General features: G+C 72.4%; 27 protein-coding genes and 1 pseudogene. 18 read left to right on the top strand and 10 right to left on the bottom strand.

Features of this window, described 5'->3' with window-relative positions; genetic code table 11:
* Nucleotides 1-5 precede the first annotated feature (5 nt).
* The 3 genes from ACIQF6_RS34350 to ACIQF6_RS34360 all read left to right on the top strand — a co-directional run bounded on the left by ACIQF6_RS34350 (nucleotide 6) and on the right by ACIQF6_RS34360 (nucleotide 3,951).
* The gene (locus ACIQF6_RS34350; RefSeq protein WP_400902304.1) at nucleotides 6-1,751 is read left to right on the top strand and encodes a CHAT domain-containing protein; all 1,746 of its coding nucleotides are present in this window, start codon (nucleotides 6-8) and stop codon (nucleotides 1,749-1,751) included.
* Nucleotides 1,748-2,248 carry a hypothetical protein gene (locus tag ACIQF6_RS34355; RefSeq protein WP_400902307.1) on the top strand — a complete coding sequence of 167 codons (501 nt, stop codon included), beginning with the start codon at nucleotides 1,748-1,750 and terminating at the stop codon, nucleotides 2,246-2,248. Before ACIQF6_RS34350 ends, ACIQF6_RS34355 begins: the two co-directional genes overlap by 4 nt.
* A gap of 329 nt (nucleotides 2,249-2,577) precedes the next feature.
* A complete protein-coding gene (locus ACIQF6_RS34360; RefSeq protein WP_400902310.1) occupies nucleotides 2,578-3,951 on the top strand; it encodes a DUF1214 domain-containing protein in 1,374 nt (457 codons plus the stop codon).
* A 159-nt stretch (nucleotides 3,952-4,110) separates the two neighbouring features.
* On the opposite strand, the gene ACIQF6_RS34365 is transcribed toward ACIQF6_RS34360, so the two are convergent.
* Nucleotides 4,111-5,595 carry a DUF1214 domain-containing protein gene (locus tag ACIQF6_RS34365; protein ID WP_400902313.1) on the bottom strand — a complete coding sequence of 495 codons (1,485 nt, stop codon included), beginning with the start codon at nucleotides 5,593-5,595 and terminating at the stop codon, nucleotides 4,111-4,113.
* Between the two features lie 239 nt (nucleotides 5,596-5,834).
* Between ACIQF6_RS34365 and ACIQF6_RS34370 the strand changes: the two genes are divergently transcribed.
* The 5 genes from ACIQF6_RS34370 (at nucleotide 5,835) to ACIQF6_RS34390 (ending at nucleotide 11,438) form a co-directional block, all read left to right on the top strand.
* Nucleotides 5,835-6,515 (top strand): Crp/Fnr family transcriptional regulator, encoded by a 681-nt coding sequence (locus tag ACIQF6_RS34370; RefSeq protein ID WP_400902316.1) that lies wholly within the window; start codon nucleotides 5,835-5,837, stop codon nucleotides 6,513-6,515.
* Nucleotides 6,516-6,669: 154 nt separating this feature from the next.
* Nucleotides 6,670-7,710: a hypothetical protein gene (locus ACIQF6_RS34375; protein WP_400902417.1), complete on the top strand. Its 1,041-nt coding sequence runs from the start codon at nucleotides 6,670-6,672 to the stop codon at nucleotides 7,708-7,710.
* Nucleotides 7,707-9,860 carry a hypothetical protein gene (locus ACIQF6_RS34380; RefSeq protein ID WP_400902319.1) on the top strand — a complete coding sequence of 718 codons (2,154 nt, stop codon included), beginning with the start codon at nucleotides 7,707-7,709 and terminating at the stop codon, nucleotides 9,858-9,860. Before ACIQF6_RS34375 ends, ACIQF6_RS34380 begins: the two co-directional genes overlap by 4 nt.
* The gene (locus tag ACIQF6_RS34385) at nucleotides 9,850-10,878 is read left to right on the top strand and encodes a hypothetical protein (RefSeq protein WP_400902321.1); all 1,029 of its coding nucleotides are present in this window, start codon (nucleotides 9,850-9,852) and stop codon (nucleotides 10,876-10,878) included. Before ACIQF6_RS34380 ends, ACIQF6_RS34385 begins: the two co-directional genes overlap by 11 nt.
* 104 nt (nucleotides 10,879-10,982) lie before the next feature.
* A complete protein-coding gene (locus ACIQF6_RS34390) occupies nucleotides 10,983-11,438 on the top strand; it encodes a Pycsar system effector family protein (protein WP_400902324.1) in 456 nt (151 codons plus the stop codon).
* A 69-nt stretch (nucleotides 11,439-11,507) separates the two neighbouring features.
* On the opposite strand, the gene ACIQF6_RS34395 is transcribed toward ACIQF6_RS34390, so the two are convergent.
* Complete coding sequence (locus ACIQF6_RS34395; RefSeq protein WP_400902327.1) at nucleotides 11,508-12,149, bottom strand: carbonic anhydrase; 642 nt, start codon at nucleotides 12,147-12,149, stop codon at nucleotides 11,508-11,510.
* A 229-nt stretch (nucleotides 12,150-12,378) separates the two neighbouring features.
* The gene (locus tag ACIQF6_RS34400; RefSeq protein ID WP_400902330.1) at nucleotides 12,379-12,660 is read right to left on the bottom strand and encodes a hypothetical protein; all 282 of its coding nucleotides are present in this window, start codon (nucleotides 12,658-12,660) and stop codon (nucleotides 12,379-12,381) included.
* Nucleotides 12,661-12,960: 300 nt separating this feature from the next.
* Here ACIQF6_RS34400 and ACIQF6_RS34405 point away from each other — a divergent pair, with 300 nt between their 5' ends.
* Entirely contained in the window at nucleotides 12,961-13,797 is an 837-nt protein-coding gene (locus tag ACIQF6_RS34405; RefSeq protein ID WP_400902333.1) for a class I SAM-dependent methyltransferase, read from the top strand.
* A gap of 184 nt (nucleotides 13,798-13,981) precedes the next feature.
* On the opposite strand, the gene snpA is transcribed toward ACIQF6_RS34405, so the two are convergent.
* On the bottom strand, nucleotides 13,982-14,608 hold the full coding sequence (snpA, locus tag ACIQF6_RS34410; protein ID WP_400902335.1) for a snapalysin: 627 nt from the start codon (nucleotides 14,606-14,608) through the stop codon (nucleotides 13,982-13,984).
* A gap of 216 nt (nucleotides 14,609-14,824) precedes the next feature.
* Between snpA and ACIQF6_RS34415 the strand changes: the two genes are divergently transcribed.
* Complete coding sequence (locus ACIQF6_RS34415) at nucleotides 14,825-15,811, top strand: LysR family transcriptional regulator (RefSeq protein WP_400902337.1); 987 nt, start codon at nucleotides 14,825-14,827, stop codon at nucleotides 15,809-15,811.
* Nucleotides 15,812-15,875: 64 nt separating this feature from the next.
* Here ACIQF6_RS34415 and ACIQF6_RS34420 read toward each other — a convergent pair whose 3' ends face one another.
* Nucleotides 15,876-16,562: a YoaK family protein gene (locus ACIQF6_RS34420; protein WP_400902339.1), complete on the bottom strand. Its 687-nt coding sequence runs from the start codon at nucleotides 16,560-16,562 to the stop codon at nucleotides 15,876-15,878.
* A gap of 169 nt (nucleotides 16,563-16,731) precedes the next feature.
* Here ACIQF6_RS34420 and ACIQF6_RS34425 point away from each other — a divergent pair, with 169 nt between their 5' ends.
* Nucleotides 16,732-18,444: an FAD-binding oxidoreductase gene (locus ACIQF6_RS34425; protein ID WP_400902342.1), complete on the top strand. Its 1,713-nt coding sequence runs from the start codon at nucleotides 16,732-16,734 to the stop codon at nucleotides 18,442-18,444.
* Between the two features lie 736 nt (nucleotides 18,445-19,180).
* A complete protein-coding gene (locus ACIQF6_RS34430) occupies nucleotides 19,181-20,221 on the top strand; it encodes a MerR family transcriptional regulator (protein WP_400902345.1) in 1,041 nt (346 codons plus the stop codon).
* Between the two features lie 22 nt (nucleotides 20,222-20,243).
* Here the strand turns inward: ACIQF6_RS34430 and ACIQF6_RS34435 are convergent.
* A pseudogene (locus ACIQF6_RS34435) lies at nucleotides 20,244-20,597 on the bottom strand (transposase); the annotation flags it as partial.
* A 44-nt stretch (nucleotides 20,598-20,641) separates the two neighbouring features.
* On the opposite strand from ACIQF6_RS34435, the gene ACIQF6_RS34440 reads away from it, so the two are divergent.
* Complete coding sequence (locus ACIQF6_RS34440; RefSeq protein ID WP_400902420.1) at nucleotides 20,642-20,875, top strand: hypothetical protein; 234 nt, start codon at nucleotides 20,642-20,644, stop codon at nucleotides 20,873-20,875.
* Nucleotides 20,876-20,985: 110 nt separating this feature from the next.
* On the opposite strand, the gene ACIQF6_RS34445 is transcribed toward ACIQF6_RS34440, so the two are convergent.
* The gene (locus tag ACIQF6_RS34445; RefSeq protein ID WP_400902347.1) at nucleotides 20,986-21,642 is read right to left on the bottom strand and encodes a TetR/AcrR family transcriptional regulator C-terminal domain-containing protein; all 657 of its coding nucleotides are present in this window, start codon (nucleotides 21,640-21,642) and stop codon (nucleotides 20,986-20,988) included.
* A gap of 107 nt (nucleotides 21,643-21,749) precedes the next feature.
* Here ACIQF6_RS34445 and ACIQF6_RS34450 point away from each other — a divergent pair, with 107 nt between their 5' ends.
* Nucleotides 21,750-22,190 carry an ester cyclase gene (locus tag ACIQF6_RS34450; protein WP_400902350.1) on the top strand — a complete coding sequence of 147 codons (441 nt, stop codon included), beginning with the start codon at nucleotides 21,750-21,752 and terminating at the stop codon, nucleotides 22,188-22,190.
* Between the two features lie 93 nt (nucleotides 22,191-22,283).
* Here ACIQF6_RS34450 and ACIQF6_RS34455 read toward each other — a convergent pair whose 3' ends face one another.
* A complete protein-coding gene (locus ACIQF6_RS34455; RefSeq protein ID WP_400902352.1) occupies nucleotides 22,284-22,646 on the bottom strand; it encodes a lantibiotic dehydratase in 363 nt (120 codons plus the stop codon).
* Between the two features lie 105 nt (nucleotides 22,647-22,751).
* A complete protein-coding gene (locus tag ACIQF6_RS34460) occupies nucleotides 22,752-22,907 on the bottom strand; it encodes an FxLD family lanthipeptide (RefSeq protein WP_400902354.1) in 156 nt (51 codons plus the stop codon).
* A 446-nt stretch (nucleotides 22,908-23,353) separates the two neighbouring features.
* Between ACIQF6_RS34460 and ACIQF6_RS34465 the strand changes: the two genes are divergently transcribed.
* The 4 genes from ACIQF6_RS34465 to ACIQF6_RS34480 all read left to right on the top strand — a co-directional run bounded on the left by ACIQF6_RS34465 (nucleotide 23,354) and on the right by ACIQF6_RS34480 (nucleotide 25,649).
* A complete protein-coding gene (locus tag ACIQF6_RS34465) occupies nucleotides 23,354-24,418 on the top strand; it encodes a hypothetical protein (protein WP_400902357.1) in 1,065 nt (354 codons plus the stop codon).
* A 44-nt stretch (nucleotides 24,419-24,462) separates the two neighbouring features.
* Nucleotides 24,463-24,690: a hypothetical protein gene (locus tag ACIQF6_RS34470; protein ID WP_400902359.1), complete on the top strand. Its 228-nt coding sequence runs from the start codon at nucleotides 24,463-24,465 to the stop codon at nucleotides 24,688-24,690.
* 501 nt (nucleotides 24,691-25,191) lie between these two features.
* The gene (locus ACIQF6_RS34475; protein WP_400902362.1) at nucleotides 25,192-25,491 is read left to right on the top strand and encodes a hypothetical protein; all 300 of its coding nucleotides are present in this window, start codon (nucleotides 25,192-25,194) and stop codon (nucleotides 25,489-25,491) included.
* Nucleotides 25,492-25,493: 2 nt separating this feature from the next.
* Nucleotides 25,494-25,649, top strand: coding sequence for a hypothetical protein (locus ACIQF6_RS34480; protein WP_400902365.1), 156 nt, complete (start codon nucleotides 25,494-25,496; stop codon nucleotides 25,647-25,649).
* Between the two features lie 113 nt (nucleotides 25,650-25,762).
* Here the strand turns inward: ACIQF6_RS34480 and ACIQF6_RS34485 are convergent, their stop codons facing one another.
* Nucleotides 25,763-26,527 carry a maleylpyruvate isomerase family mycothiol-dependent enzyme gene (locus ACIQF6_RS34485; RefSeq protein WP_400902368.1) on the bottom strand — a complete coding sequence of 255 codons (765 nt, stop codon included), beginning with the start codon at nucleotides 26,525-26,527 and terminating at the stop codon, nucleotides 25,763-25,765.
* Nucleotides 26,528-26,693 lie beyond the last annotated feature (166 nt).

The following is a 26,693-nucleotide window of genomic DNA, read 5'->3' on the forward strand; positions in this document are numbered from 1 at the left end:
AGGCGATGACCGTCGACCGCGACGCCACCGCGTACGGCATGCGCCTGGTCGCCTCCCGGGTCTCCCGGCTGCCCACCCCCGAGGCCGACCTGCTGCTGCGCACCGCCGACGTCTTCCGCGCCGCCTTCCCCGACACCGAACGCCACTGGGCCGCCCACCTCCCGTTCCGCCTCGCCGACGCCGAGCGCCGGGCGCACAGCGGCGACCACGACGGCGCAGTGTCCGCGCTGCGCGCCCTGCACGCGGAGAGCCCGCACCGCCCGGCCGACCTCGCCGACCGCCTGCAGATCGACGAACGCCTCGCCCGGGCCCTGCTGCGCCGCGACGCGCCCGGCGACCGGCAGGCCGCGTTCGACCTCGTCCGGCAGCGCCACGCCGCCCTGCTGGCGCACCCCGACCGGTCGGACACGCCCACCCTGACCGCCCGTCACCGCTCCTGCTACGCGCTGATGATCGGACTGCTGCTCGACCACGGGCCGCACCTCACCCTCCCCGCCGGCGCGGACGCCCGGGAACTCGCCTTCGACCTGCACGAGGAGTACCGCGCCCGCACCGACACCGCCCTGCACGCGACCGGCGGCGCCGTCCACCCCGCGACCCTGAACCGGCTGCGCGCCCACCTCGCCGCCGACCCCGACGCCCGACACTGCGCCTACGTCTCGTACTTCCACGGCGAACACACCACCGTCGCGTTCGTCCTGCACGCCGACACCGGCCGCCTCACCGCCCACCGCACCCCGCTCGGCGAACACGCCGTCCGCGACGCCGCGCAGCGCCTGCGCCACACCTTCGACGGCGACCCCGACGCGTTCCCGCCACTGCCCCCGCTGCCCGTCCGCCGCCCCTGGCGGCGCGACCTCGCCTTCTTCGACGACCTCGCACCCCACCTGCTGGCCTTCCTGCCCGACGTCACCGGACGCGAACTCCTCTGCCTCGCCGCCGAACCGGCCCTCCAGGCCCTCCCGCTCCCCGCGCTGCCCCTGCCCACCCGCCCCGACGAACCCCCGCAGGTGCTCGCGCACCGGCACGCCGTCGTCCACGTCTCCCACGCGACCGCGCTGCTGCGCACCGCCGCGCGCGAGCACCCCGGCACCCGGGACGCCGACGCCGCCGTCTTCGTGGCCGGGGTCGCCGCCCGCGAGGACGCCGACCCCCAACGACTCGAAGGCGACGCCGAGTTCGTCACCAGGCCCGGCCTTCGCAGGTCCGAACTGCGGGGCGTCGCCGCCACCCCGCACACCGTCCTGACCGGCCTCGCGGGCGCACGCGTCGCCCACCTCTCCGGGCACGGCTGGTACGACCGGATCGAACCCCTCGACTCCGGACTCCTCCTCGCCCACGCCGGGCAACGCCCCAGCAAGTACCCCCTCACCGTCGACATCGGCACCCGCCTGCGACACCTCCTGACGGCCCGCCAGATCCTCGACGCCGGCCTGCGCCCGGACCTGCTCACCCTGCGCGCCTGCTCGACGGCCCGCCAGGACCTGCACAGCACCGGCGACCTCCAGGGCCTGGCCCGCCTGCTCCAGACCTCCGGCGCCCGCACCGTCCTCGCCACCCTCTGGGACGTCGACGACACCAGCTCCCGTCGCCTGTACGCCGACTTCCACCGGCGCCTCGCCACCGAACCCCCGTGGCGGGCGCTGCTCCAGGCCCAGTGCGCCATGCTCGACCACCCCGCCGAACCCTGGGAACGGCACCCCTACCACTGGGCCGCGACCATCCTGCTCGGAGACTGGAGAACCCGATGACCCCGCCCGACCCCGACCGCCTCACCGACCGCCAGGTCCTGCTCGCCCTCCAGGAACTCACCGAGGACCTCACCGCCGCCGCGGCCACCGCCGCCACCGCCGCCCTCGACCACGAGGAGGCCGCCCGCCTCCTCACCGCCTTCCTCCACCACAACGGGCAGGCCGCCACCGCCCCCCTCGACGAGGCCGGCGCCCGCGCCGCCGCCCGCCGCCTGCTCGCCACCCTCACCGAAGAACCCGCCTGCGCCGACACCGCCGCCGACCTCCTCGCCGACCCGCCCGCCGACTCCCGCCTCGGCGGCGAACTCGCCCTGACCGGCGTCGTCGTCCTCGCCGCCGTCGTCGCGTGGCTCCAGACCAAGGTGGACATCCGCTTCAAACGGATCGACGGCCGCACCGAGTTCGAGTTCCGCCTCCTCAAGCAGGCCACCGACGGCACCACCCTGCGCACCCTCGCCGCCGCCGTCGCTCGCCTGCTGGGCGCAGGACGCGACTGACCGCCCGCCACCGGGAATTCACCGGCCCGGACCGTGACCGAACCGTCGCGGCCCCGGCGAACCCACCCGGTCGGCGTTCCGCGGCAGCGGCGAACCCGCCCTCACCCGCGAGGAGTTGACTCAGCACCTCGACTTCTCCCGAAACGCCGTCAGCGCCGCCCGGCACGCAGCCGCCGCGGCGCGCCTCGGCAGACCCTGGCAGGGGCGGTGGTGAGTGGCTCCGTGCGCCGGGTGCACGCCCGTGCGCCGCCGAGTTCCTCTTGTGAACTGCTTCTTCTGCACGGGAGGTTGGGGTCTCCAAAGTCGTCTGCGGAAGGGATTTGGTGACCATGGCGGACTCCGGAAAGCCGATGCCGGGCGAGTTGATGACGCGCGAGTACGTGGCGTCGCTGGCGCGGCAGGCGTACCTGTGGGGCTGGGCGCTGGAGAACGTGCACAACCGCAACGTCCTGTTCGAGCAGGTCCCGGAGCCGGGCCTGGCCGGCGGGGTGATGCCGGTCGCGCCGCCCGGACAGCTGGCGATGCTGCACGACTACGTCTCCCCGGATGAGCGGCAGGTCGCCTGCCCCAACCAGGACGTCGTGTACGGAATGGGCCTGGTCACGGTCGCCAGCGGCCCGGCGGTGCTCCAGGTCCCCGACTTCGGCGACCGGTTCTGGGTGTACCAGATCGTCGACCAGCGCACCGAGTCCTACGCGCCGCTGGGCAAGATGTACGGCAGCGCGCCGGGCCTGTACCTGCTGGCCCCGACCGGCTGGGACGGCCAGGTGCCCGACGGGATCGCCGGGGTGTTCCGGTTCGACACGGCCGTCTCGGCGGTCATCCCGCGGGTGTTCATGTGGGACACCGACGCCGACCGGGCCGCGATCCAGCCGGTCATCAACCAGATCATGATGTACCCGCTGGCCGAGTTCACCGGCGAGTTGAAGACCACCGACTGGTCCCAGGCGCCGGTCCTGCCCCCGTTCGGCGGCGACAGCGGCGACGGCGAGACCCACTGGGTCGACCCGACCGTCTTCTTCGACGACCTGCCCGCCCTGCTCACCGAAGTGCCCGCCAGGCCGGGAGAGGAGGCGCTGTACGACTGGATCGGCTCCCTCGACGACCCGACCGTCGTCAAGGCCCACGGCGCGCTGCTGCGCGACACCGCGGTCGTCGCGGAGAAGGACCTGATCGGCCCGCTCTTCCAGTTCCGCAACATCGGGGTGCCGGCGGGCAACCACTGGACCACCCAGCACGACGGAGCCCAGTTCGGCACCGACTACCTGTCCCGCACCGCCATGGCCAAGGCCAACATCTTCGTCAACTCCCCCAACGAAACCGCCTACTTCTACCTCGACCTCGACGAAGCGGGCGACCGCCTCGACGGCGACCGCGCCTACACCGTCACCTTCGCCGCCGACCGACTCCCGCCCGTGCAGGGGTTCTGGTCGCTCACCCTCTACAACCAGCACCACTTCTTCTCGCCCAACTCCCTCAACCGGTACTCCCTGGGCACCAAGAACACCGACCTGGTCTACAACCCCGACGGCTCCCTCACCCTGCGCATCCAGGCCGACCAGCCCGCCGACGCGGCCACCAACTGGCTGCCCGCCCCCGCCGGCGAGGTCTTCTCCCTCTACATCCGCGCCTACTGGCCGGAGCCCGCCGTCCTCGACGGCTCGTGGACCCCGCCCCCGGCCGTTCCGACCGCCGCTGCCTGACGCTCAGGCGAGGCGGACCGGTGCCCGGTCCTCTCCGCGGCGTCCGACCGGAAGGCGGACTCGTCGCCGTCCGGGCCCGTTTCGGGAGCGAAACGGGCAGTCGTCACGGTGTGGTCCGCTGCGGGGGACCGGGCGGTTCGTCGGGGCGGTGATCGCCGGTCAGGCGTCGGCGGTCGGGAGCTTCTCGAAGTCGCCGGGGGTGTACTGGCGGTCGAAGAAGGCCTCCTCGGGCCCGTAGAAGCGGACGATGGCGAACCAGCCGTGGCCGGGCACGGTCTTGATCCAGTTCGCGGCGCCGGCCGGGCGTGCGGGTCCGGTGTGGATGGTGATCGACCCGTCGGGATCGAAGGCGATGTCGTTCATGCCGTTGAGGGAGGAGAAGGTCTGGCCCTCGGCGTCGACCTCTGCGGCGGTGTCGGCGTCGTAGAGGGTCAGTGACCAGAACAGCTGGGCCGGAGGGTTGGGCGGCAGGGTGATCCGGTAGCTGTTCGCGCCGGTCAGCAGGTCGCCGTCGTGGTCACGGTAGGCGTTGGCGTACTTGGCGCCCGTGCCGACGACGGAACTCATCATGCCGGTGCTGATGGAGTAGTGGTTGACGAACATGTGGGCCTTGGCGTTGACGTCCGTGTGCCCGGTCGTGCGGTCGCGGAACTCCTCGTCCAGCAGGGTGTGCCAGAAGTCGTCCTGGAGGGTCTTGGCGTGGGCCACCCACTGCCGGTCCGGCCACCACAGCGCGTACGGCTCGCGGTCGTACTCGGCGGCCAGGGTCTTGGCCGTCTTCCACCCGGTCTGCGCGGCCAGGTCCAGCAGTTCGCGCTCACGCGGCGCGGGGTCGAACACCTGGCCCTTGCGGATGCCGAGCGCGGCCAGGACGCCGTGCATGTACGGGTCGGTCTGGTCGACCCGGTCGGCCTGGACGAACGCGTCGAGCGCGGTGAAGAACGAGCCGTCGCGCGGGAACAGGGCGTCGACGGGGACGTCCGAAGCGTGCGCGTACTCCATCGGCTTCGCCGCGCCGTGCAGCGGGTGCAGCTGGATGCCCTCGATGGACGCGACGCCGGGGGAGAGGTCGTCCACCGAGGTGAAGAAGCCGCGGAAGAGGAAGTAGATGCCGTCCGTCCGGCTGCGGTAGACGTAGAAGTCGTCCCACTCGCCCGGGATCTGTGGCTCCGCCCCGTCGGGGACGATCAGGTACCGGCCGCCCGCGCCGTGGTCGGGGCCGGGCAGGCCGATGTCGCCGAGGTACTGCACCCCGTCGATGACCGGCCCGGTCAGCGGCCGGTGCCAGAAGTCGTCCACCAGGCCCTGGATGCCCGCCGGGGCCTCCACCACCAGTGGACCCGTCGCGCTCAGGTCCGCGAACGCCATCCCGTAGATGACGTCGCAGTTCGGCGTGGTGATGACGGTGAGCGGCTTCAGCCGCTGCTCGAACACCGACATCACCTGGTACCCGGTCCCGAACGCACCCCCCAGCCCGTCCCGCATCGCGCACACGTTGACCGCGGGCAGCGCCCACAGGTACGCCTGCGCCGCACGCTGGAAGAACAACTCCTCCTTCAACGTGCGGGCGGTGGCGTCGGTGGGATAGCCGCCGTCGAACGGCAACGCGGCCAGCTTGCGGTAGTGGTCGAAGTCGGACGTCATCGGCAGGCACCTCCGGTGGGCGGGGAAAGCGCGGGACGGGCGGACGTCGCCGTCGCGCAGACAAGGCCTTCACCGCCCGGGCCGCACGGAAACGGCCGAATCAGGACGCAGCTCGCGATTCCGCGTCAACACCCGTTGACGGCAGCCGGGTGCAGACACATCGCGGGGGAGTGTCCGCCCGTGCCCGGACCGTGACCGATCGCCCACGCCGAGTGTCCGCCCGGTCGTAAGGTCTTCCCGTGACCGAGGCCGCCGCACCGCTCCCGCACGACACGACCGATCGGACGCTCCGCCAACTGATGGGCGAAAGCGTCTGGTCGGCGATGCTCGACGGCGCCCTGGTGCGCCGCCACCCGATCGGCTCCACCCTGCTCAGGCAGGGCGAGGAGGGGCAGCACGTGCTGGCGCTGGTCGGCGGCGTGGCCAAGGTGCTCCGACACGAACGCGGCGGCGAACTCACCCTGTTGGCGTTCCGCGGCCCCGGCGAACTGCTCGGCGAAGTGGCCGTGCTCGACGGCGGCGTCCGCTCGGCGAACGTGCTGTCCATCACCGACTGCACGGTCGCCGTGCTCGCCAAACCGACCTTCCTGCACTTCGTCGCCGCCCGCGGGCTGTACCCCGTCCTGGTCCGCTACGCCCTCGCCCGGCTGCGCGAGTCCGACCTCGCCCGGGCCGGCGGCGACATACTGCCCCGTCTCGCCGCCGCCCTGCTCACCCTCGCCGACCTGTCCGCCGCGCCGTCCGGCGAACCGGTCGAACTCGCCCTCACCCGCGAGGAGTTGGCCCAGCACCTCGGCGTCTCCCGGAACACTGTCAGCGCCGGCCTCGGCGACCTCGGGCCGTTCGGCGTGCAGCCCGCGCGCAAGCGCATCCTGCTGACCGACCTCCCGGCGCTGCGGGGGGTCGGTCGGCAGCTCTGACGTACGGGTGGACGGGGGAACAGCCGTTCGCGTGATGCCCGTCACGCGGCTATTGCACTGAGCGGGCACACCGCGCCGCGCGAACTCGGAAAGCTGGAGGCGCTTCGTCCGCACAAGGAGATTCCGAGGTGTCGTCATGACCCTGCACGATCCGATGCGTTCGTACGACCGGCCGCTGCCCCCGGCCAGCGCCCTGCCGCACAGCCGCAGCCGGCAACTGCCGCCCTACCGGGGCCTGGTGGCCGTCGATGCGAAGGACTTCACCGGACACGCCGCGATCGAGCACGGGGTGATCAGCCGGGCCGTGCCGGAACTCCTGGAACGCTCCTTCGAGCGCGCAGACCTGGCCCACGTCTGGGCCGACCGGCGCTTCCCCGCCTCCACCGGCGACGGCTACGTCTTCGGCTTCGACCCGGCCTGGATGCCGTTCCTCATCCACCCCTGGCTGCACACCCTGCAGGACGTGCTGACCGAGTTCAACGTCCACTCGGTGGGCGCCGTCCGCACCCGGCTGCGGGTCAGCCTGCACCTCGGCCCGCTGCCCGACACCGGCGACGAGTTCGACGGCAACGGCACCCCGCGCAACGACACCCACCGGCTGCTCGACTCCCGCCCCGTCAAGGCCGTGCTCGCCGCCTCCAGGGAGAGCATCACCCACGTCGCCGCGATCCTCTCCGACCGCTGCTACCAGGACGCCGTCGCCTCCGGCTACACCGGCCGCCACCCCGACCACTTCATCGAAGTCCCCGCCACCGTCGAGGGCAAGACCTTCGACCAGCGGGCCTGGCTGTACGTGCCGGCGCCCTCCGGCAACCTCTACGACCGCCGCATCCTGGGCGACCGGGTCGTCGACGAACACGAATCCGCGCGGTCCGCCGCGAACGCCGCCGCCCCGGACACCGCCCACCCGCAGGACCGGTCCGCACCGTCCCGCGTCGTCCAGCGGGCCGACCGGGGAATCATCAACACCGGTACCGTGCACGGCGGTCAGAGCGTCACCAACAGCGGCCGGGACACCGTCGGCGGCGACTGGACCGGCGGCGACCGGTTCGACGGCGACCGGTTCGACGGGGACTACGTCGGTGGGGACCGCCTCGACATCGCCGGGGACTACGTCGGCGGCAACAAGGCCGGCACCGTGCACGGGAACCAGGGCGACACCGTGCGCGGCGACAAGCGGGAGAAGCGGCGGTGAGCGGGCCCGACGCCGGCCCGGCCGTCGGGGCGGACGGTGGTCCGTCCCGGCCGGCCGAAGTCCCGCTCCCGGAAGAGGACGAGGACGATCCCGCCGACCGGTTCACGGATCAACTCCTCGGCAACGGACGGCCGTTCGTCATCTACGCCCCGAACGGCAACATCAACACCGGTGCCGTCCACGGCGGCCAGCGGGTGGAGAACAACAGCGCCGAGGCCGGCCCGGGAACCCGCCGGGTCGAGGCGCACGAAGGGCCGATCGCAGCGGAGGAGATCCTCGGAGCGCGGTTCGGATTCGCCGAACCGGCCTGGTTCCGGCACGCGTTGACCGAACTCGACACCCGGGTCCTGTTCCTCACCGGCGAGCCCGGCAGTGGCCGCCGCACCGCCGCACTGAACCTGCTGTACCGGCACAGCGGCCACAGCCTCGACCTGCGCGCCCTCGACAGCGGCGTGGACCTGTCCTCCTGGCGACCCGCCCACGCCGGGGTGCGGGGCTACCTGGTGCACGGACTGCTGCCCCAACACCCGTTCACCCCAGGGGTCCTGGCGAATCTGCGCGGCAAGCTCAAGGCCGCCGACGCGCGCATGGTCGTCGTTCTGCCCAACGAACCGACCACGCTCCGCAGCCTCACCCGTGACCTGCACGTCGAACCGATCCGCTGCACCCCGCCCGCGCCCGCAGAGGTCTTCGAGGCCCGACTGGCGGCCGCCGTCCCGGACGGGCAGCGCCGCGAACAACTGGACCGACCGGAGATCCGCCGGCTGCTCGGCGACGACCTGACGCCCGCCCAGGTCGTCGAGCTGGTCGCCGAACTGGTCGGCAGCGGGGCCGGCGGGCCCGACCTCGAAGCCCTGCGCCAGCGGCTCAGCTACCTCGCCGAGGACGAAGTCCCGGACTTGCTCGACCGGCTTCGCGACGACCCCGACGGACTGGCCTTCCTACTGGCCATCAGCGTCTTCGAGGGACTCGACCACCGGATTGTCCAGGACGAAGCCGTGCGGCTGGTCGCGCTGGCCGACGGGCGACTCGACGCCGTCCTGACCGGCGGAGACGAAGACACCGGGCGCAGCACCCGGCCCAACCCGAAGTTCGTGCTGCGCCGCCCGCTCGCCGAACTGCTCCGGATGGTCCGCGCGGAGTGCCGACCGCCGGAGATCCGCACCGCCTCCGGGTTCACCTACACGGTCGAACCCGTGCACTTCACCCGGCACCGGCAGGGCGAGACCGTGCTGCGCCACGTGTGGCGGCAGTACGGCGGGTCGTCCGCCCTGCTCACCGAGTGGATGGACACCACCTCCGCGCGGGACAGCGACCTGGCCGAGCCGGTCGGCCGGGTGATGGGCCTGGCCGCGGGCTGGGGCGGCGGCCGCCGGGCGCTGCGTCACATCGAGAAGCTGGGCGGCTCCGACCGGGCCCACAGCCGCAGCGCCGCCGCCTATGCGTTCGGCATCGCCGCGCAGGACCCGGTGCTCGCGAGTGAGGTCAAGCACCGTCTGGACCGGTGGAGTCACCTGATCAGCACGGATCGGCGGTGGACCGTCGCGCGGACCTGCGGGACCGACTTCGGCCTGGCCCGCCCGGACTTGGCGCTCGTTCTGCTGAGGCGCAGCTACCACGGTCAGGACGGCGACGAGGCCGGTGTGGCCAACGAGGTGCGTCGGGCGCTGTTCGGGCTCTTCACGGGCGGCAGCCAGGAGCCGGTGTTCCGGGCCGTCACCGCCTGGGCCCAGGGCTCCGACCAGGACGCCGAACTCGCCCTGCAGGTCTTCCCCCAGCTGATGCTCCAGGACGCGTCCTGGTTCCAGCAGCAGCTGGCCAACCGCACCGAACACGCCGCAGCGGCCCTGGACCTGGTCCGCCGACTCCTCGACGACGAGGCTCGCTTCGGCGCCATCTGCCGCTCCGTGCTCGCCTGGTGCCGCACCGCGGCGTGGGACGACCGGCTCCGCCCGGCCGTGGAGACGCTCCTCTCCGCCCTTGCGCAGGACATGCGGCACGGCGTCCTCGCCCTGTTCGTCGAGATCGACCGCTACGACGGCGACCTGGCGGGCCGCCACATCGCCCGGCACGCCCTGGAGAGCTGGCGTCGGGGAACTCCTGGCACCGGCAACCCCGCACACCCGTACGGAGGATCCGATGTTCACTGATCACGACCCGCCGCTGTACGTCCGGGCACCGCACCCGTTGTGGTGGGAGGTGCTGCGCCACAGCTGGTCCGCGCCGCGCAACCGGGCGCTGGTGCTGCGCGACCGCAGCGGGGGCTTCCACCGGGCCGGGGCTGGGCAGGGTGCGCCGGGCCCGGCGGGCGGGAGGTACGCCGGGTCACCGGCCGCCCGCCTGCGGCTGCGCGACTGCGACCAGGCGTTCCACGTCCAGCTCGACCAGCGCAGCGGAACCCGCACCGTCGGCCTGCCGACCGGTCGCGGCACCGAGTCGACCGACGTCCGGGTGCTGTGGTGGGCGGACGATCCCGCTCAGGTGGTTCGCAGCGGGACCCTGTACGGCTGGCACCCGGTCCGCAAGGAACTCGAACGGTGTCTGGGCGTGATCGGCGGCGAGTACGCGAACGTCGGCAAGCGGATCACCGGCGACGTGCTGCTCCAGTACCTCGGCGGACCCCGCCGCCTGCCGGACCACGGGCTCGCCTTCCGTGTCACGGAGATCCTCACCCGCGAGGACGCGGAGGAGCTTCGGCTCGGCGAACCGGCGGAAGGCGGTGCGCCGTATCCGTGGACCGACACCCGGGAGGAGTACGAGTTCTGCAAGCAGGCCGTCCAGGAGGGCCCCGTCTCGCTGGCCGCGCTCTGGCTGGTGCGCCACCCGGAGCAGGTCAGTCAGGTGCTGGACTGGGCGGTCGGCCACGCCGATCTGATTCGCGGCGAGACCACCTGGCAGGACCAACTGGCGCTGCTGCTGGGCAAACTGACGGCGCAGGAACAGCAGGAACTCTCCCTGCTGCTGCGCGACCGGCTGTCCGCGCTGGGCCGCCCGGTCCCCGGTCCGACGGCGACGCCGACCGGGCGGCCGGCCGGTCGGACCACCGGCCCGCCGTACGCCGGGGAGCCCGGCGGCGGCTGGACGGCGAGCGGTGCGAATGGCATGAGGAGCGCGAACGGTGCGAACGGCCGGCCGGTCGGCGATCGGCTGAACGGGGTGCCACGGTGACGCGGTTACCGGTCCGGCACCGGACGACCTCGGCGGCACTGCGCCGACGGCGGGAGACGGGACGTCCGGGGGCGGCGGGTCGCAGTGCGCGGGCGGTGGCGGCGATGGAGCGCCTGACGGCCGCGAACAGTGCGGAGATCAGCCGTGCCGATGCGAAGGCCGCGGTGCTGCTGGGCTTCACGGGCGCGGCGTTCGGGGCGTTCCTCCCGCTGAGCCGGGGCGCCGAGGGCGGCGGGCCGCAGGTGCTGTGGTGGGCGACGGCGCTGAGTGCGCTGCTGGCGGTCGGGTGCTTCGTGGCCGCGATCGTTCCGCGTCGGCGGCGGGGCCGGGCGCGGCAGGTCGACGCGCCCGGCTATTTCGAGCACATCACTGCGGCGGGCGGGGTCGAGCGGCTCGGCGGGGAGTTCGAGGCGTCCGGGCGTGATCCGGGGCGGGCGCTGCTGGCCTCGCTGATCGGGACCAGCGCGATCATCCGTGCGAAGTATCGGTGGATCGAGGCGGGGACGGTGTTGCTGCTGCTCGCCCTGGTGCAGTTCGGTGCGGTGCTGCGGCCGGTCTGACATGCCGCAGCCCCGGCCGGTGGCGGGCCGGGGCTGCGGTCGGCGGGGTCGGCGGGGTCGGCGGGGTGGTCAGGCGGCGGCGGGGGCCGGGAGGTCCAGGCCGCGGGTGGTGACCAGGTGGGCGGTGCCGTCGACGAGGCGGTAGGAGAGGCCGACGAGAGCGGTGCGGCCGGCGGCGACCGCGTCGGCGAGGATGCGGGAGCGCTCCATGAGGAGGGTCACGGTGTGCCTTATGTGCTCGTCGATGAAGTAGGAGTTGTCGGTGTGGCCGGCGGCGTTCGCGGCGAGGACGCTCGGGGTGACCCGCTCGATCACGTCGCGGACGAAGCCCTCGCCGGTGGCGCCGGCGGCGACCGCCTCGCGGGTGGCGGCGACCGCGCCGCAGGAGTCGTGGCCGAGGACCACGACCAGCGGGGTGCCCAGCAGGCTCACGCCGTACTCGATGCTGCCGAGCACCTCCGGGCCCAGCACGTGGCCCGCGGTGCGGACCACGAACAGGTCACCGAGGCCCTGGTCGAAGATGATCTCGGCGGCGAGTCGGGAGTCCGAACAGCCGAACATTACGGCGAACGGGGCCTGCGCGGGTGCGGTCTGGGCGCGGCGGGCGGCGTCCTGGTTCGGGTGCGCCGGGCTGCCGGCAACGAACCTGCCGTTGCCCGCCAGCAGCATCTCGAAGGCTTCCGTGGGAGTGAGGTGCTCGGCGTCTGTCATGACCGCAGACTACGTCCCCCACCTATCGGGAGGCTCGTGCGGGCCACCTCCTGGACTCATTCGCGGCGTTCGCAAATCGGGGTGAAACAGTCGAAAAGGGGCGGAATTGTTCGGATATCGGCGCGCCGGAAGCGATAATTATGCACGGAATGCGCCATCGGTGCGGACATCGCCGATCCCGTCGTCCGTTCCCTCGGCGGCGTTGACGCCCGACCGCGGCGGGGCGCGCTCAGTAGCAGCGGTACTCGCGGTAGCCCTGGTCCGTGTAGCCGAAGCTGTTGTGGAACACCACGTTGTAGTGGCCGTAGCGGTAGCCGTTGCCGCCGGTGAAGGTGTACGACAGCGTCTGGATGAAGGCGCCGTTGCCGTAGAAGTTGGTGTACGAGCCCGGGCAGCCCATGCCGGTCAGATCGGCGATCGGCTCGGCGAAGGCGGTGCCGGCCAGTCCGAGGGTCAGGGCGCCGCCGAGGGCGAGGACGGATGCGGCCTTTGCGGCACGGCGGATGAGCATGGGGGCTCCTTGGGGTGTTGGGGCCTCTGTTGCGGGATGTGCCGATCCTGCCGACGTTGAATTGATCGCGTCAATGGTATGGACCAATTCGGCCTGGAGGATGGCTGGATCCGAGCCCGGCGGGCGGTGGCGTTCCTCGGCCTCGGGCCGGCCGGCCGCGAACCGGCCGCGAACCGGCCGCGAACCGGCCGTGAACCGGCCGCGGTCCCGGGTCGGCCGGTCCAGAATCGACCATGGCCCCGGAACGACTCGACCGGCCTCGGTGCGGTTCGACCGGCCTCGGAGCGAAAGGCGGACAGGGTGGTGGACGGCTGGGAGTGGGACGAGACGCTGTTCGCAGGCGCCGCCGAGCACTACGCGCGCGGCCGGCTCCCGTACGCGCCCGGGTTGCCGGAGGCGCTCGCCCGGGCGCTGCGACTCGACGGCACCGGACGGCTGTTGGACCTCGGATGCGGCCCCGGGACGCTCGCCCTGGGCCTGGCCGGACTCTTCGGCGAGGTGGTCGGCGTGGACCCGGACGCCGGCATGATCGCCGAGGTGGCGCGGACCGCCGAGCGCGCCGGACTCGCCGACAAGGCGCGCTGGTTGCAGGCCCGCGCCGAACAACTGCCGCCCGGGCTGGGGACGTTCACCGTCGCCACGTTCGGCAACTCGTTCCACTGGATGGACCGCGAGCAGGTCGCCGACGCCGTCCGCACGCTGCTCCGCCCCGGCGGCGCGGCCGTCCATCTCTCCGACTGGAAGGCCGAACCGCGCACCGCCGCCGGCCTCCCGCATCCGCCGCTGCCGCAGGACGCGATCGACGCCCTGGTCCGCGCGCACCTGGGGCCCGTCCGCCGGGCCGGGCGCGGCCTGCTGCCGCACGGCACCCCGGGCGGCGAGTCGGAGATCTTCGCCCGCGCCGGGTTCACGGGCCCCGAACGCCTGATCGTCCCCGGCGGGGCCGTCCTGGAGCGCACCGAGGACGACGCCGTCGCCGGCGTCCTCTCGCTCTCCTCCTCCGCCCCGCACCTGTTCGGCCCCCGACTCCCCGCCTTCGAGGCCGACCTGCGCCGCCTGCTCCGCGAGGCATCCCCGTCGGGCCGCTTCGCCGTCCGGCTGCCGAGCACCGAGGCGGTGATCTGGCGGACCGTCTGATGGATCGTCAATTATCTGGCTCAGAGCTCGAGTTGACGATGGTTGACCAGGTATCGAGCCCGCCCCCGCAGTCGGCGTGAGCGCCGTCGACCCCCGCCGACGGGGTGGTCGACGGGGGTCCGGCGGTGCGGTGGCCGGGGCCGGCCCGGCGCGGGGCGGGCTCGGCGTTCCGGGTGGGCGGGGATCAGCCGGCGACGGCGACGCCGTACGCCCAGAGGTAGTTGACCTGGTTCCGCTCGGTGGCGTTCGGGTACGGGTTGGTGCACGAGGTGCCGGGGCCGCCGCCGGACATCAGCTCGCTGCACGGGCCGGAGTAGTGGTCGGGCAGGCCGAGCACGTGGCCGGTCTCGTGGGCGGTGACGCGCACCGAGCTGTACTGCTGGTTCTGCGCGTAGTCGAGGAAGATGTAGCCGCGGCCGTGGCCGTCGGTGGAGGCGTAGGAGCCGCGGGAGTCGTTGCCCTCGTAGTAGCGGAAGTCGGCGTTGCTGCCGGAGCGGAGCTGGACCGAGCTGACGGAGGAGTTCCAGATCTGCGCGGCCTGGGCTATGACGTTGCGGAAGGTCGGGGCCTGGCTGGCGTCGTACGTCACGGCGACGGTCAGCAGGTAGGGGTTGGCGGCCTGCTTGGCCCGGGCCGACTTCATCACGGCCTCGAAGAACGCCTTGTTGTTGGCGTCCTCGGAGGACTTGGCGGCGGTGCTCGCGGACGGCGTGTAGCCCTGGGTGGTGGCTGCGGCGGCGGGCACGGCGGCGGTGCCGGCCGCGAGGACCAGCCCGAGGGCGGCGGCGAGCACAGTCATGGAGCGGTTCATGTGGGGACTCCATTTCGCGGGTCCCGGGGCCGTGGGGAGGTCGCCCGGGACGCGGTGACAACGTGTTCCACCGAGCTTGGGGCCGGGCGGGCCGGGCGCGGAGATGGCAAACGGCGATAGCCCGGGCCAATACCCTTGCGCAACCCTCGACTTGACGGTCCACAGGTCCGAACTTGACATGCTCTTGGCGGATCGTGGGTGCCTGGCTATGCTCCCGTGGTGGAGCTCGACGTCCGACACCTGCGGGTGCTGTGCGCGATCGCGGACACCGGCAGCGTCCGGAAGGCCGCCCGCCGACTCGGCATGACCCAGCCGTCGCTGACCACCCAACTGCACCGCATCGAACGGACCGTCGGCGGACGGCTGTTCATCCGCGAACAGACCGGCACCCGCCCCACCGCCCTCGGCCACTCGGTCCTCTCCCGGGCCCGACCCGTCATCACCGAGATGGACGCCCTGGTCGCCGCCGCCCGCGCCGAAGCCGTCGGACCCGGCCGCCGCCGACTGCGGATCGGCAGCGTCGGCAGCCGCGCGGTCGCCGCCTGGCTGCGCCGCATCCACGACCGGCTGCCGGAGACCGACACCACCATCCACATCGACATCTCGGCCATCGCCCTGATCCACCTGGTCGCCGCCGAACAGCTCGACATCGCCTTCGTCCACGAGAGCGAGGGCTTTCCGCTGCACGTGCCGGCCGGCACAGAACAGCGGGTACTGGTCGCCCGCGAACCCCAGTTCGTCGCCCTCGCCGAGACCCACCCCGCCGCCGGCCGACCCGTCGTCAGCCTCGCCGACCTCGCCCACGACACCTGGATGGTCGACCCGACCGCCGACCACGAGTACGCCGCCCTGCGCCGGGTCTTCGCCGAGGCCGGACTCGACCCGCACGTCGTCCAGGTCCGGGACAACGCCACCGCCGCCGAACTCGTCGCCTCCGGCGAAGCCGTCCGCCCCTGCCAACCCACCTCGCCGCCCGGCCCCGGTACCGTCCTCCGCCCCGTCCACGGCGACCCCCTCGCCGTCCGGCTGCTGCTCACCTGGCGCCCCGACACCGTCGGCGGCCCCGCAATCGACGGCCTCTGGGTCGACCTCTGCCGCGCCTACCTCGACCTGGCCAGCGTCAACCCCGCCTACCGGGCCTGGCTGCGCCGCCACAACCGTTCCCTGCACACCCTCCTCGCGCCGACGGGGCCGCCGGCCTGAACTCCCGGTCAGCCCACCGGCCCACCGGCCACCTGCCCGGCACGGTGCGGCGGGCCGGGCGCCGTCAGGCGGGTTCGCGGTAGAGCGTGGCGGTGGCGGCGGTGAGGGTGGCGGCGAGGACCAGGGCCCAGGGGAGGCGGCCGTGGAGGACGAGGAGGGCGCCGGGGACGGTGCCGGCGGTCATGGTGAGGGCGGCGAGGATGCGGCGGCGCTGGTGGGGGGAGTGGCGGCCGGACAGGCGGGTGTCGGCGGCCAGACCGGTGAGGGTCATGGTCAGGACGGTGGTGGTGAGGTCGGGGACGCCGAGGCTGCGGACGGTGGCGTTGCGCAGGCCCATGGCGACGGCGAGCAGCGCGATCACGCCGTACTGGAGCGCGCCGCCGGTGCCGAACGCGAAGGCCACGGCGGCGGCTGCCAGATGGAGCACGGTCTCGGCGGCGAGCGCCGGCCGCAGGCGGCCGATGGTGAGGCGTCCGGCGAGGGCCGCGCCGACCAGGAACGCGCCGAGCGAGGTGAGGGAGCCGAGGACGGAGAACCCGGGAGCGCCCGCCAGCGCGAAGCCGATGATGACCACGTTGCCGGTCATGTTGGCGGCGAACACGTGGGACAGCCCGAGGTAGCTGACGGCGTCGATCAGGCCGCTGACCGCTGTCAGCCCGAAGAGCGCGAGGGCCAGCGGGTCGCCGTCCTCGGTGGTCGCGCCGATCGGCCGGGGCGGCGAGGGCGGCGGAACGGCGGCGGTCGAGGGCACGGCTCCTCCGGGGGCGGGGTGCGGACGGCGATTCAGTAGCCTGCCAGAGCGGCACCGCGTCGCGGCGGAACCCGCCGACACGTCCGACCGAAACGCTGGGCGCGGGCGGCATCCGTGTGCATGCTGGTGGGGTCGCACGGAACCGGTCTTCGGCGTACGGGGAATGACGATGAATCAGCAGCGGACGCCCGGGGTGCAGCTGAACCGTCGCGGCCTGCTGACCGCCGCCGCGGTCGGCCTGGCGGCGGCCGGGAGCCCGGCGGTGGCCGCAGGCAGCCCGGCTGCGGAGGCGGGGAGCCCGGCGGCCGCTGCCGATGTCGCCGCCGGTCCGCCGGGCGGGGCGCGGGATCCGGAGACGTTCGGGCCGGCGGCCGTGCGGCCGGGGGACCCGCGGTACGACAGTCTGCTGAGGGGCGACAACCACCGTTTCGTCGGGCACCCGGACGAGGTGCGGGTGGTCGGCAGTACCGCGCAGGTGGTGCAGGCCGTGCAGGACGCCGTCCGCGACGGGCGGCGGATCGGGGTGCGCAGCGGCGGCCACTGTTTCGAGAACTTCACCGCCGACCCGGAGATCCGGCTGCTGCTCGACCTGTCGCAGCTGGACGCGGTCGGCTACGACCCGGCGCGCCGGGCGTTCGAGGTACAGCCCGGCGCCACCCTGGGGCGGGTGTACCGGACGCTGTTCAAGGGCTGGGGCGTGACGATCCCGGCCGGCGGCTGCCCGGAGGTCGGCGCGGGCGGCCACCTGGTCGGCGGCGGGTACGGCCCGCTCTCCCGGCGGTACGGCTCGGTGGTGGACCACCTGTACGGCGTCGAAGTGGTGGTGGTCGACCGCGACGGCACCGCCCGCGCGGTGGTCGCCACCCGTGAGCCGGACGACCCCAACCGGGAGCTGTGGTGGGCGCACACCGGCGGTGGCGGCGGCAACTTCGGCGTGGTCACCCGGTACTGGCTGCGCGCGCCCGAGGCCGACGCCGACGCGGGGGCCCGGACAGTCCCACCCGACCCGAGCAAACTGCTGCCGCCGGGCCCGGCCGAGATGCTGGAGGCCGTGGTGGAGTGGACCTGGGACCCGGCGAAGACCACCGAGCAGGCCGTCACCACCCTGATCCGCAACTTCTGCACCTGGCACGAGCAGCACAGCGACCCGGGCTCGCCCTCCACCGCCCTGTACGCGATCCTCCAGCTCGCCCACCAGGACGCCGGCACCTTCTCCATGGTGGTCCAGATCGACGCCGGCGTCCCGCACGCCGCCGACCTGGTCGAGGAGTTCGTCGCCCACGTGAACGCCGGAACCGGCCTCGACCCGGACGGCGGCAGCGCCACCGCGCCCTGGCTGTACGTGATGACCTGGCCCGGCAACGGCGAGTCCGGCAACATCGTCACCCGCCGCTACAAAGGCAAGGCAGGCTACCTGAAACGCTCCTTCACCAACACCCAACTGTCCACCATCTACCGGCACTTGACGAACGGAACCGGAAACGCCGCTTGCGGGATGCTGATCGTCGGCTACGGCGGCCGAGTCCGCGCGGTGCGGCCGGACGCGACGGCGGTGGCCCAGCGGGACGTGGTGATGAAGGCCGTCTACCACAGCGTCTGGACCGACGAGCAGGACGACGGCGCCAACCTGAGCTGGGTGCGCGAGCTGTACCGCGAGGTGTACGCGGACACCGGCGGGGTGCCGGTCCCCGGCGAGGTGAGCGACGGGTCCTACATCAACTACCCCGACGTCGACCTCGCCGACCCGGCGTGGAACACCTCCGGCGTCCCCTGGCACACCCTGTACTACAAGGACAACTACCCACGCCTGCAACGCGTCAAGGCCCACTGGGACCCGCGCGACGTCTTCCGGCACGCCCTCTCGATCGAACTGCCGCACTGACCTGCCGGGCAGGCCCATGTCGAACATCCGCAGGATGAAGGGGCAGATGAAGGGGGGGCGTGGTGTGCTGTGAACGAATGGGCAAGCAGCAGTGCGTGCCTGACGCGCCGGCGGAGCCCGGTGTGCGAGGTGCCGGGTTCTCAGGTATCGGCGGATTCGCGAGGGTGCACTCGGATCAATGCCGACTCTTGCCGACCTGGACTGACGTTGCGTCAGTGGCGTGCGCCGGGTTCCGGCTACGCGCAGGTGGCCGCGATGCTCGCACGAGCATGCGATTCGGTACCGCAACGCGGCCGTCCGCCAGGCCGAGGAGCCCGGGTCCGCCAACTCTGAGAGTGCGGTCTGTGACTGATCGAGGCTTTTGGCATCGCTCGGACGAGTGGCTCTGGGAGCAAGTGGCCGGTCGGCGGGCTTGGGCGTGTTGCGGTACGGCATGAGCGAGCGCAGGAAATCCCGGATCCGACCGTCATCGCCCGCCCGCCCGCACCGCTGCGTCAGCTCATACCGTGGCTCAGAGCTCGCGCAGACAGGCGGCGAGTGCGGCGGCGCCGCGTCGCTCTGCACGGCACCCTCGGCATGTTCCGCCAGGCCGGTTCTCGGGAGGTGCGGCGTCGGCGCGAGAATCGGTCAGTGGTCCGGCTCGACTTCGCCGCAGGCCGTTGACCCTCACCCTGGGGCAAGGCCCAGCATCAGGGGCACCGGGCTCACGACGGGTCCGGTGCGAGGAGGAGGGGACGTGGCGGAGTTGCTGACCATCGGGGCGTTCGCGCGCCGGGCCGAGCTCACGCCCAAGGCGCTGCGGCTCTACGACGAGCTCGGCCTGCTGCGCCCGGCGCAGGTCGACCCGGCGTCCGGCTACCGGTACTACGAACCGGCCCAGTTGGAACAGGCCCGGCTCGTCTCGTGGCTGCGACTGATCGGCATGCCGCTGGCCCGGATCACCGCGGTCTGCGCGCTGCCGCCCGCCGCGGCGGCGGCCGCGGTCACCGTCTACTGGGCGCAGGTCGAGCACGACACCGAGTCCCGGCGCCGGCTGGCCCTCTTCCTCGCGGACCACCTGAACGGGAAGGACCCCGCGAACATGACCACTGCATCGTTCACCCTGCGCTCCGCCGCCGCGTCGGACACCGGCCTGGTCCGCGAGACCAACCAGGACACTGCCTACGCCGGCCCCGGCCTGCTGGCCGTTGCCGACGGATTCGGCCCGGACGGCGCGCGGGCCAGCGTCCTGGCCGTCGACGCGCTGAAGGCCCTGACGGACCGGCCGGCCGCCGACGTGCGCACCGCTCTCGCGGAGTCGGTGGCCGCGGCGAACCGCCGCATGGCGGAGCTGGGCGCCTCCGGCTCGACGCTCACCGCACTGCTGTGGACCGGCTCCGAGCTCACCCTCGCCCACGTCGGCGACTCCCGCGCCTACCTGTTGCGCGCCGGCGAACTGTTCCGCATCACCACCGACCACTCCCTCGTGCGCACCCTGATCGACGAGGGCCGCCTCACGGAGGGCGAGGCGGCGGCGCATCCGCAGCGTTCGCTGCTCACGCGTGCGCTGGACGGCCGGGAGGGCAGCGACGCCGATCTGTCGCTGCGCGAGAGCCGGGCGGGGGACCGCTACCTGCTCTGCTCCGACGGCCTCTCGGTCGTGCTGCCCGACCCGGACATCCGCGCGGCGCTGGTCGCCGCGGACGACCCGGACGTGGCGGTCCGCGATCTGGTCACCCTCGCCCGCCGCGCAGGGGCCCCGGACAACATCGCCTGCGCCGTGGCTGACGTGGAGTAGGAGCTCCCGCAAACGGGTGTGCTCATCGGCGGCGGTTTGGTCGCCTGTCCCAGCGGTGAGTGGTCCAGGCTCGGCGGATGAGACTGCTGACCGTGATGATCGTGTCGGCGAGGTCGAAGAAGGCGTTGACGACGGTTCTGCGGCGTTCGTAGCAGCGGGCGAGGCGGTGGAAGGCGTTCTGCCAGGCGTGAGTGCGCTCGACGTACCACCGCTGACCGGCTTGGATCGGTGCCTTCTCGCCCTTGTGCGCGATGCGGCCGTGCAGGTGGCGGGCGGCGAGTTCGGTGCGGGTCTTGTCCGAGTCGTCACCGGCGTCCAGGTGGACGGTGATGACGTCGGGCAGTGGTCCGAGATCGTCCAGTAGGTCCGGGGTCGGTCTGGCCGGAGCCGCGGAAGAAGCTCCCGCCTCGGTCGAGCGCGATGGACCCGTACAAGGCGGTGGTCGACGGGACCCTGCGGGCCGACCTGGACACGCCGCGCAGGCAACGGCACACGGCCACCCGGGCCTTCCACCGCCTGGTCGAGGAGCGCGGTGCCGATGTCTCCTACCAGCAGGTCCGCCGCTACGTCGCCGACCGCAAGCCGCAGATCCTGGTGAAGTCCGGCAAGGCGACCTCCCAGGGCCGGCGCCGGCCACCGGTTCCGAGGAGATGAGGAGACAGGCGACCGTGCCCAGCATCACTCAGCTCGAGCTCGACGGCGCCCGGCAGACCGCTGGTCGGCGATTGACATGATGGGCGGCGGCAAGTTCGAGGTGTCTCCAGCTAGCGCAACGCCTCGAAGCCGAGCAGCAGGGCTTCGAGCGCGAACGCGAACCGCTCGCCGTCGTCCGTGCCGACGCCCTCGCTCGCGGCGCGGATCAGCAGCGGGTACCGCTCCGCCTCCAGTGCGGCCAGCCAGTCGGCGCCGCCCGCCTCCTCGGCGCCGACCATGATCAGGGACTCCGCCGTGGCGTGGCCGATCACGAACACCGCGAGGGAGTTGAGCGCGTGCAGCGCCCGGCCCAGCGGAAAGCCACCCGCCGTAAGCAGGCGCAGGAGCGCCTCGATGTCGTCGAGGGTCGCCGGGGTGACGGCGGGCCGGGAGGTGGCGAGCGGGAGCACGGCCGGGTGCCTCAGCAGGCCCTCGCGCAGGGCGGTGGCGTACGCGCGCAGGGCCGCCCGCCAGTCGGCCGAGCCGTCCATGGCAGGGGCAGCGGCTGTGAACACCTGCTCCACCAGGCCGTCGAGCAGGGCGTCCTTGTTCGGCACGTAGTGGTAGAGCGTCATCGCCTCCACGCCCAGCTCCTCGCCGAGCGAGCGCATCGTCAGGCCCTTGAGCCCGTCCCGGTCCACCAGGCCGAGCGCCGCGTCGAGGATCTGCTGCCTGCTCAGCCCCACCCGCTCGCCGCGGCCGCGCCGGGCCGCCTGCCGCTGTGCCATGCCTGCTCCTCCTCGCCCGGACGGGCTTGACTTTCTTACACGGTAAGAGAACACTCCCGCTCGGCAAAACTTACCGCGTAAGAAACGGCCGCAACAGGGGGATCACCATGTCGACCGCCGCCAACAAGCAGGTCATCCGCGACTTCGTCGCCGCGCTCAACAACCGCTCCGGCGAGGGTTGGGTGCAGCTGCTCTCCCCGTCGGTGATCGACCACAACAAGATCATCTTCGGCGAGGAGGACGCCCCGGGCGCGGCCATCGAGGGCTTCCGTCTCCAGCTGGCCGCCTTCAGCACCGAGGCCGAGGGTGACGGCTTCCACATCCAGCAGCTCATAGCCGAGGACGACGAGGTCGTGGCCCGCCTGCGGGTGGCCGGGGTGCACACGGGCTTCCACGCCCGGATGCCCGAACCGACCAACCGTCGCTGCGACATCGAGCAGATCTGGATCTTCACCGTCCGCGCCGGGCAGATCGTCGAGATCCGCGCGGTCAGCGACCGCCTCGGCATGTTCATCCAGCTCGGCTGGGACTGGCCGACCATGGACTGAGCCGGGGCGACAATTGGCGGGGACAGCACGTCAGCCACACCGTCTCCTTCGACGGGACCAAACCCGCCGTGCTGAGCGATGCCGCCGCGAAGCTCACCGCCTGTCGTCGAAGCGGACCGGTCCGGCACTCGCGAAGACACCGAACGGGGTGGCCCTCGTCGTCGCACGGATCAGTTGCCGGGCCACAGAGATGCCGGTGCGGTGAAGTCGAGCCACGGTGAACGGCGACGGTGCCGGCGCGTGCCCGACTCGGTCGGCCAGGGCTGGGCTCACCAGTGAGCCGGCGTCACGGAACTCGTGCACGGCCCAGAGCCGGGCGATCCAGGCTCGCCACGAGCCGGCGTCGGCAGCATCTCCCGGCCACGGAGGAAGCTGCGTCCGCGTGGCCCACGCGCTCGCCCGCCGCACCGCCGCCGACAGCGGCCGGTAGTACGGCACGCGCGCGGCCCCCGCCATCTTCGCCTGCCCTCCGTCGCCTTCGCCGAGAACTGCTCATGGATGCCCGACGGCCGGCGCGAACAGTCGCAGCGCAGGCCCCGGGCGCGCCGGGTCGGGGCGGTGTCAGCAGTCGCTGCCCTTGACGGTGTCACAGCCGTCGTCGGTGGACGACAGCAGAGCCGCCGCCACCGGGCCGGCCGTGACGATGCTGACGTCCAGCTCCAGCTCGACCGCCTCGGACGGCAGAGCGGCCGTGGGCTGCGTGAACGTGGTGGACATGGCGCTTCCTCCTACGGGGTGGGGCACCTGGTGAAGTCGGGCACGGCCCGACAATTCTGCGAACCGATGAAACAACCCCTTTGTGACTCAACGAAGTTGTCGAGAAATGGTGAAAGGGTCACCCCGACGTGTCGATTGCGGCGGTGCTCAGCGATCGGGCGGCGGTGCCGTGCGGCAGAGCACACACGCCTGACACGGTGGTCTACGACCGACATACGTCTTACCGGTTGCAGCTGCTGCACGGTGACGGTCGGCTTCCGCTATGGCGTGTCCGAGTAGCGCGTCGGCGAGCTGCCGGGTCCACGGTGGAGTCGTGCACCGCGATCACAGCGGACAGGGCGCTGCGCCGAGCAGCATGTGAACGCCGTCGATGGTCAGCGCTACACCGGGGCAGTGGTCTGTGTCTCGCACATCGCCGCCATGGACGGCCGTGCCCTGGCTGACCTGTGCTTGATGCGGTCCTCGGCTATACGAGCGGCACCACCGGGGAGCCGACCGCGTTCTTGAGCACGCCGAAGGAGCACGCGGAGTTGGACAGGCTCCAAGCGAGCAGGGCGAGTGAAGGGTTGACGCTGTCATTCACGAGCACCAACCACGGCTCAGCCGCCTTCGGCGGATTCACCAATGGCGTCGTGCCGCAGCCGTTGGTCACCGCGGCTCAGTACGAGCACGTTGCTCTGATGCTCGAACGCCGCACCGAGCCCTACTCGTCCCTCAGTAGAGTCACCGGCCTTGAGGGAACGTTGTTCAGAGTAAAGGAGCTGACGCTCTATCTGATGGAGCGGCGCGGACGGCTGGACGATCTCGGCATCAAGGTCATCACCGTGGGCCGCAACCTCCTCTCCCCGGGCTGGCGCGATCGGCTCGAACGCTGGTGGGGTGCGGAGATCCGGTGCGTCTACGGATTCTCCGAGCTGCGGGTCTGCAACGCCGTCACCTGCCCGACCTGCACCTACCATCACATGCCGCCTACCGGCCTGGCCGAGGTGCTGCCCATGGATGACGACCGGTCACCGGTGCAGCCCGGTGGGCGCGGTCGACTCGCCGTCACGGCCTTCCACCCCTACGTGCAGTTGGAGCCGCGCCTACGGTACTACCCCGGCGACCTGGCCCTGCTTGCGCCCGAGCCGTGTCCGAAGTGGGGCGAGCACGGCTTCCGGCCACTGGGCCGGGAGCAGCACTCGGTCGTCGCGGCCGGGGGAGAGCTGGTCTGCCCCGCCGATGTCTACTCGGCCGTTGCCGATCACCCCGATGTCCACCGATTCCACCCCACTCCACCACCACAGCCCATGAAGATCTTCTCCCAGGACGAGGTCGGCAGCCCGCGCGTCCGTCTGGAGCGCACCGACGACGGCGTCGAACTTCACGTGGAGCTGCGTCAGGACCCGCTCGTCTGGCCGGAGAAAGCAGCCCGAGCCCAACGGCAGATCGCCGACGGTCTGCGCTTGCCGGGCGCTGTGAACGTCGTTGTCCACGGCCCCGGACGGCTCGGGAAGGTCCGCAACATCTGAGCCCGGCACTGCCGGCGACATGAGAAACGGAGAACCCGGACAACATGAAGCACACCACTCAGATCAAGGTCAACCGGATCGCCGCCACCGGCGCGGCCCTGGGCGCTGCCTCCCTGATCGGCTTGGTCGCCGCGCCCACCACCGGGGCTGCAACCTCCCCGGCCGGCACCACTGTTCAAGCCACAAAGGGCTGCAGCCTGGTCGTTGCTGAGCACGCCGTCCCGGAAGCCACGGCGTTCGGCGACCTGGTGACCTCCGCTGTCTGCCTCTGATCCGCACCGCGTTGCATAGGTCGGCGTGGCCACCACCGCGTTCGGGTGGTGGCCACGCCGTCACCGGTGCGAGCGGCCATTTCGCGGTAGACAGCGTTGGTGTGGCCGCGCAGCAGTTCGGCATCGTGCGAGTCGACGCCGGCGCGACGGCAGGCGGTCTCAAGGGTGGCGAACACCTCGGGCGCGGTGAAGCCGCCGACCTGGGCTCCCGGAAGAGTCATACCCGTAGGCTGACGGTCCGGGGCCGGTCCTGTCACATTCGGCCGGCTGGCAGGGCGAGGAGGTCCCCCGACTTCCCGCCGCCGGCGGCCGGCGGCCTGTTCCTCGCCGCGATGGCGGACCGGTTCGCCCCGCGCACCCTCACAGCACCGGCTACGCCCTCCACTGCGCGGTCGGCTGCTGCTCGCGTTCGGGAACCTCCCGATCGCAGCCGGCCTGGTCCTGGTCGCCGCCGTGGCCTGTCTGACCCCGGTCACCACCGGGGCCACGGCCAGGGTCCTCGTGGAAGCCCTCACCGGCGACACCTACGTCCTCGGGCGCTCGCTGTCCTACATCGTCGCGGTCCCCGCGAAGCTGGTGGGCATGGCCGCCGGCGGGACGCCGGTGGTCTGGCTGGGGATGGAGCGCGCGATGCTGGTCACCGCCGGGGCGCACCTGGTCGCCGCGGCGATCAGCCGGCTGTTCCTGTCGCCCGCCCGGGTGCCCCGCCCGAGCGCGTCGGCGACGGGCTGCGGGTCGATCGTGCGTCGGACCCTGCGGGCAACGCGGCGTTGGTCGCCGACCGCGGCGTACTCGAGCTGATCATGGTGCAGTGCCTGCCCGCCGCCCGCCTGGCCGCAGCGGGCAGCCTGCTCATCCCGTACAGCGCGCACCGCGGGTTCAGCCCCCGGCAGACCGGCGTCCCGCAGGCCGCCACCTCGGTCGGCATGCTGATCGGCGAGGTCGTCTTCGTGCTGTGAACGACGGAGCACCACCTCGGCCACGCCGTCGTGCACTACGGGCGCGGCCGGTCGTCCTCGCGAGCCCGCTCAGGTCGCGAACCATCGTGTTCCGGCGTGCAGGATGCGGTGTTTCAGTCCCAGTCCTGCAACCGCTGGAGCAGATCGGCGTCGCCCTCCAGCCGCAGCGAGCCGGCCGGGATGCGCATGTACATGAGCAGGGCCATCTCGCTGGGCGTGCCGTGGATGGCGGCGGTGGGCTTGCCCTCGGCGGCCTCCGCCGCGGTGAGGCGGGTGAAGCGGGAACCGGCGGCGTCCACCGTCTGCCGCCAGGAGCCGGCCCCGGCTGCGTGGTAGTCCATGGTGGCGGGCTCGCCCGGCCACGGGACCGTGACGGTGCAGGCGGTGGCCAGGAATTCGTCGATGGCGTCGACCGCCTCGATCGTCGGCAGCTCCTGCGGGGTGCCGGAGGCCAACTGGGCGTCATAGGTGTGGATCAGCGACTCCGGGACGCGGCGGCGGGCCACGGCGGCCACCGTGTGCGGCGAGGCCAGCGGCTCCCACCAGGCCCAGCAGCCCCGCTCCGGGCCGGCCTCGCGCAGAGCGGTGAGCAGCTGCTCCGTCGAGTCGGCCAGCCAGGTTATGAGGGCTGCCCGCTCCCTGGGCGCCGCCAGCCCGTCCTTGCTCGGCCGCTCGTCGCCCGGCGCGGTGTTCAGCACGATGTAGGCCCAGAAGCGGTCCCCCTCACTGAGGTGGTTCGCCAGGTCGTACAGCGTCCAGCCCGGGCAGGACGGGACGTCGGCGTCGAGGCTGGGGGCCGCGGCGACAGCGGCGCGGAACGCGGCCGACCGCTCGTCGATCATCCGCAGCAGGGTGGGAAAATGAAGGTGCTCAGTCACGCAGATCTTGTATCACCGGGACCGGGACTCTCGCACTCGTTTAAGACCGGCCGGCATCGGCAGGCGGGACTTGGCGGCGCGCCGTCGTAGCCTCGGTCGAGGTTTGACGTTGACGGTTTCCGGCAGCGCGCCGCCCTGCGCCTATGTGCGTGTGCGTGTGCTTGTG

The sequence above is a fragment of the Kitasatospora sp. NPDC092948 genome (assembly GCF_044754805.1).
In the GTDB taxonomy this organism is placed as follows: Bacteria; Actinomycetota; Actinomycetes; order Streptomycetales; family Streptomycetaceae; genus Kitasatospora.

Excerpts from the sequence above, each read along its gene's own strand:
- ACIQF6_RS34395 (WP_400902327.1), bottom strand. The coding sequence starts at position 12,149 with ATGACAGACGCCGAGCACCTCACTCCCACGGAAGCCTTCGAGATGCTG.
- ACIQF6_RS34400 (WP_400902330.1), bottom strand. The coding sequence starts at position 12,660 with ATGCTCATCCGCCGTGCCGCAAAGGCCGCATCCGTCCTCGCCCTCGGC.
- ACIQF6_RS34360 (WP_400902310.1), top strand. The coding sequence starts at position 2,578 with ATGGCGGACTCCGGAAAGCCGATGCCGGGCGAGTTGATGACGCGCGAG.
- ACIQF6_RS34460 (WP_400902354.1), bottom strand. The coding sequence starts at position 22,907 with ATGTCCACCACGTTCACGCAGCCCACGGCCGCTCTGCCGTCCGAGGCG.
- ACIQF6_RS34445 (WP_400902347.1), bottom strand. The coding sequence starts at position 21,642 with ATGGCACAGCGGCAGGCGGCCCGGCGCGGCCGCGGCGAGCGGGTGGGG.
- ACIQF6_RS34440 (WP_400902420.1), top strand. The coding sequence starts at position 20,642 with ATGGACCCGTACAAGGCGGTGGTCGACGGGACCCTGCGGGCCGACCTG.
- ACIQF6_RS34470 (WP_400902359.1), top strand. The coding sequence starts at position 24,463 with ATGAAGCACACCACTCAGATCAAGGTCAACCGGATCGCCGCCACCGGC.
- ACIQF6_RS34355 (WP_400902307.1), top strand. The coding sequence starts at position 1,748 with ATGACCCCGCCCGACCCCGACCGCCTCACCGACCGCCAGGTCCTGCTC.
- ACIQF6_RS34390 (WP_400902324.1), top strand. The coding sequence starts at position 10,983 with ATGGAGCGCCTGACGGCCGCGAACAGTGCGGAGATCAGCCGTGCCGAT.
- ACIQF6_RS34350 (WP_400902304.1), top strand. The coding sequence starts at position 6 with ATGACCGTCGACCGCGACGCCACCGCGTACGGCATGCGCCTGGTCGCC.
- snpA (WP_400902335.1), bottom strand. The coding sequence starts at position 14,608 with ATGAACCGCTCCATGACTGTGCTCGCCGCCGCCCTCGGGCTGGTCCTC.
- ACIQF6_RS34455 (WP_400902352.1), bottom strand. The coding sequence starts at position 22,646 with ATGGCGGGGGCCGCGCGCGTGCCGTACTACCGGCCGCTGTCGGCGGCG.
- ACIQF6_RS34385 (WP_400902321.1), top strand. The coding sequence starts at position 9,850 with ATGTTCACTGATCACGACCCGCCGCTGTACGTCCGGGCACCGCACCCG.
- ACIQF6_RS34480 (WP_400902365.1), top strand. The coding sequence starts at position 25,494 with ATGGTGCAGTGCCTGCCCGCCGCCCGCCTGGCCGCAGCGGGCAGCCTG.
- ACIQF6_RS34425 (WP_400902342.1), top strand. The coding sequence starts at position 16,732 with ATGAATCAGCAGCGGACGCCCGGGGTGCAGCTGAACCGTCGCGGCCTG.
- ACIQF6_RS34450 (WP_400902350.1), top strand. The coding sequence starts at position 21,750 with ATGTCGACCGCCGCCAACAAGCAGGTCATCCGCGACTTCGTCGCCGCG.
- ACIQF6_RS34365 (WP_400902313.1), bottom strand. The coding sequence starts at position 5,595 with ATGACGTCCGACTTCGACCACTACCGCAAGCTGGCCGCGTTGCCGTTC.
- ACIQF6_RS34375 (WP_400902417.1), top strand. The coding sequence starts at position 6,670 with ATGCGTTCGTACGACCGGCCGCTGCCCCCGGCCAGCGCCCTGCCGCAC.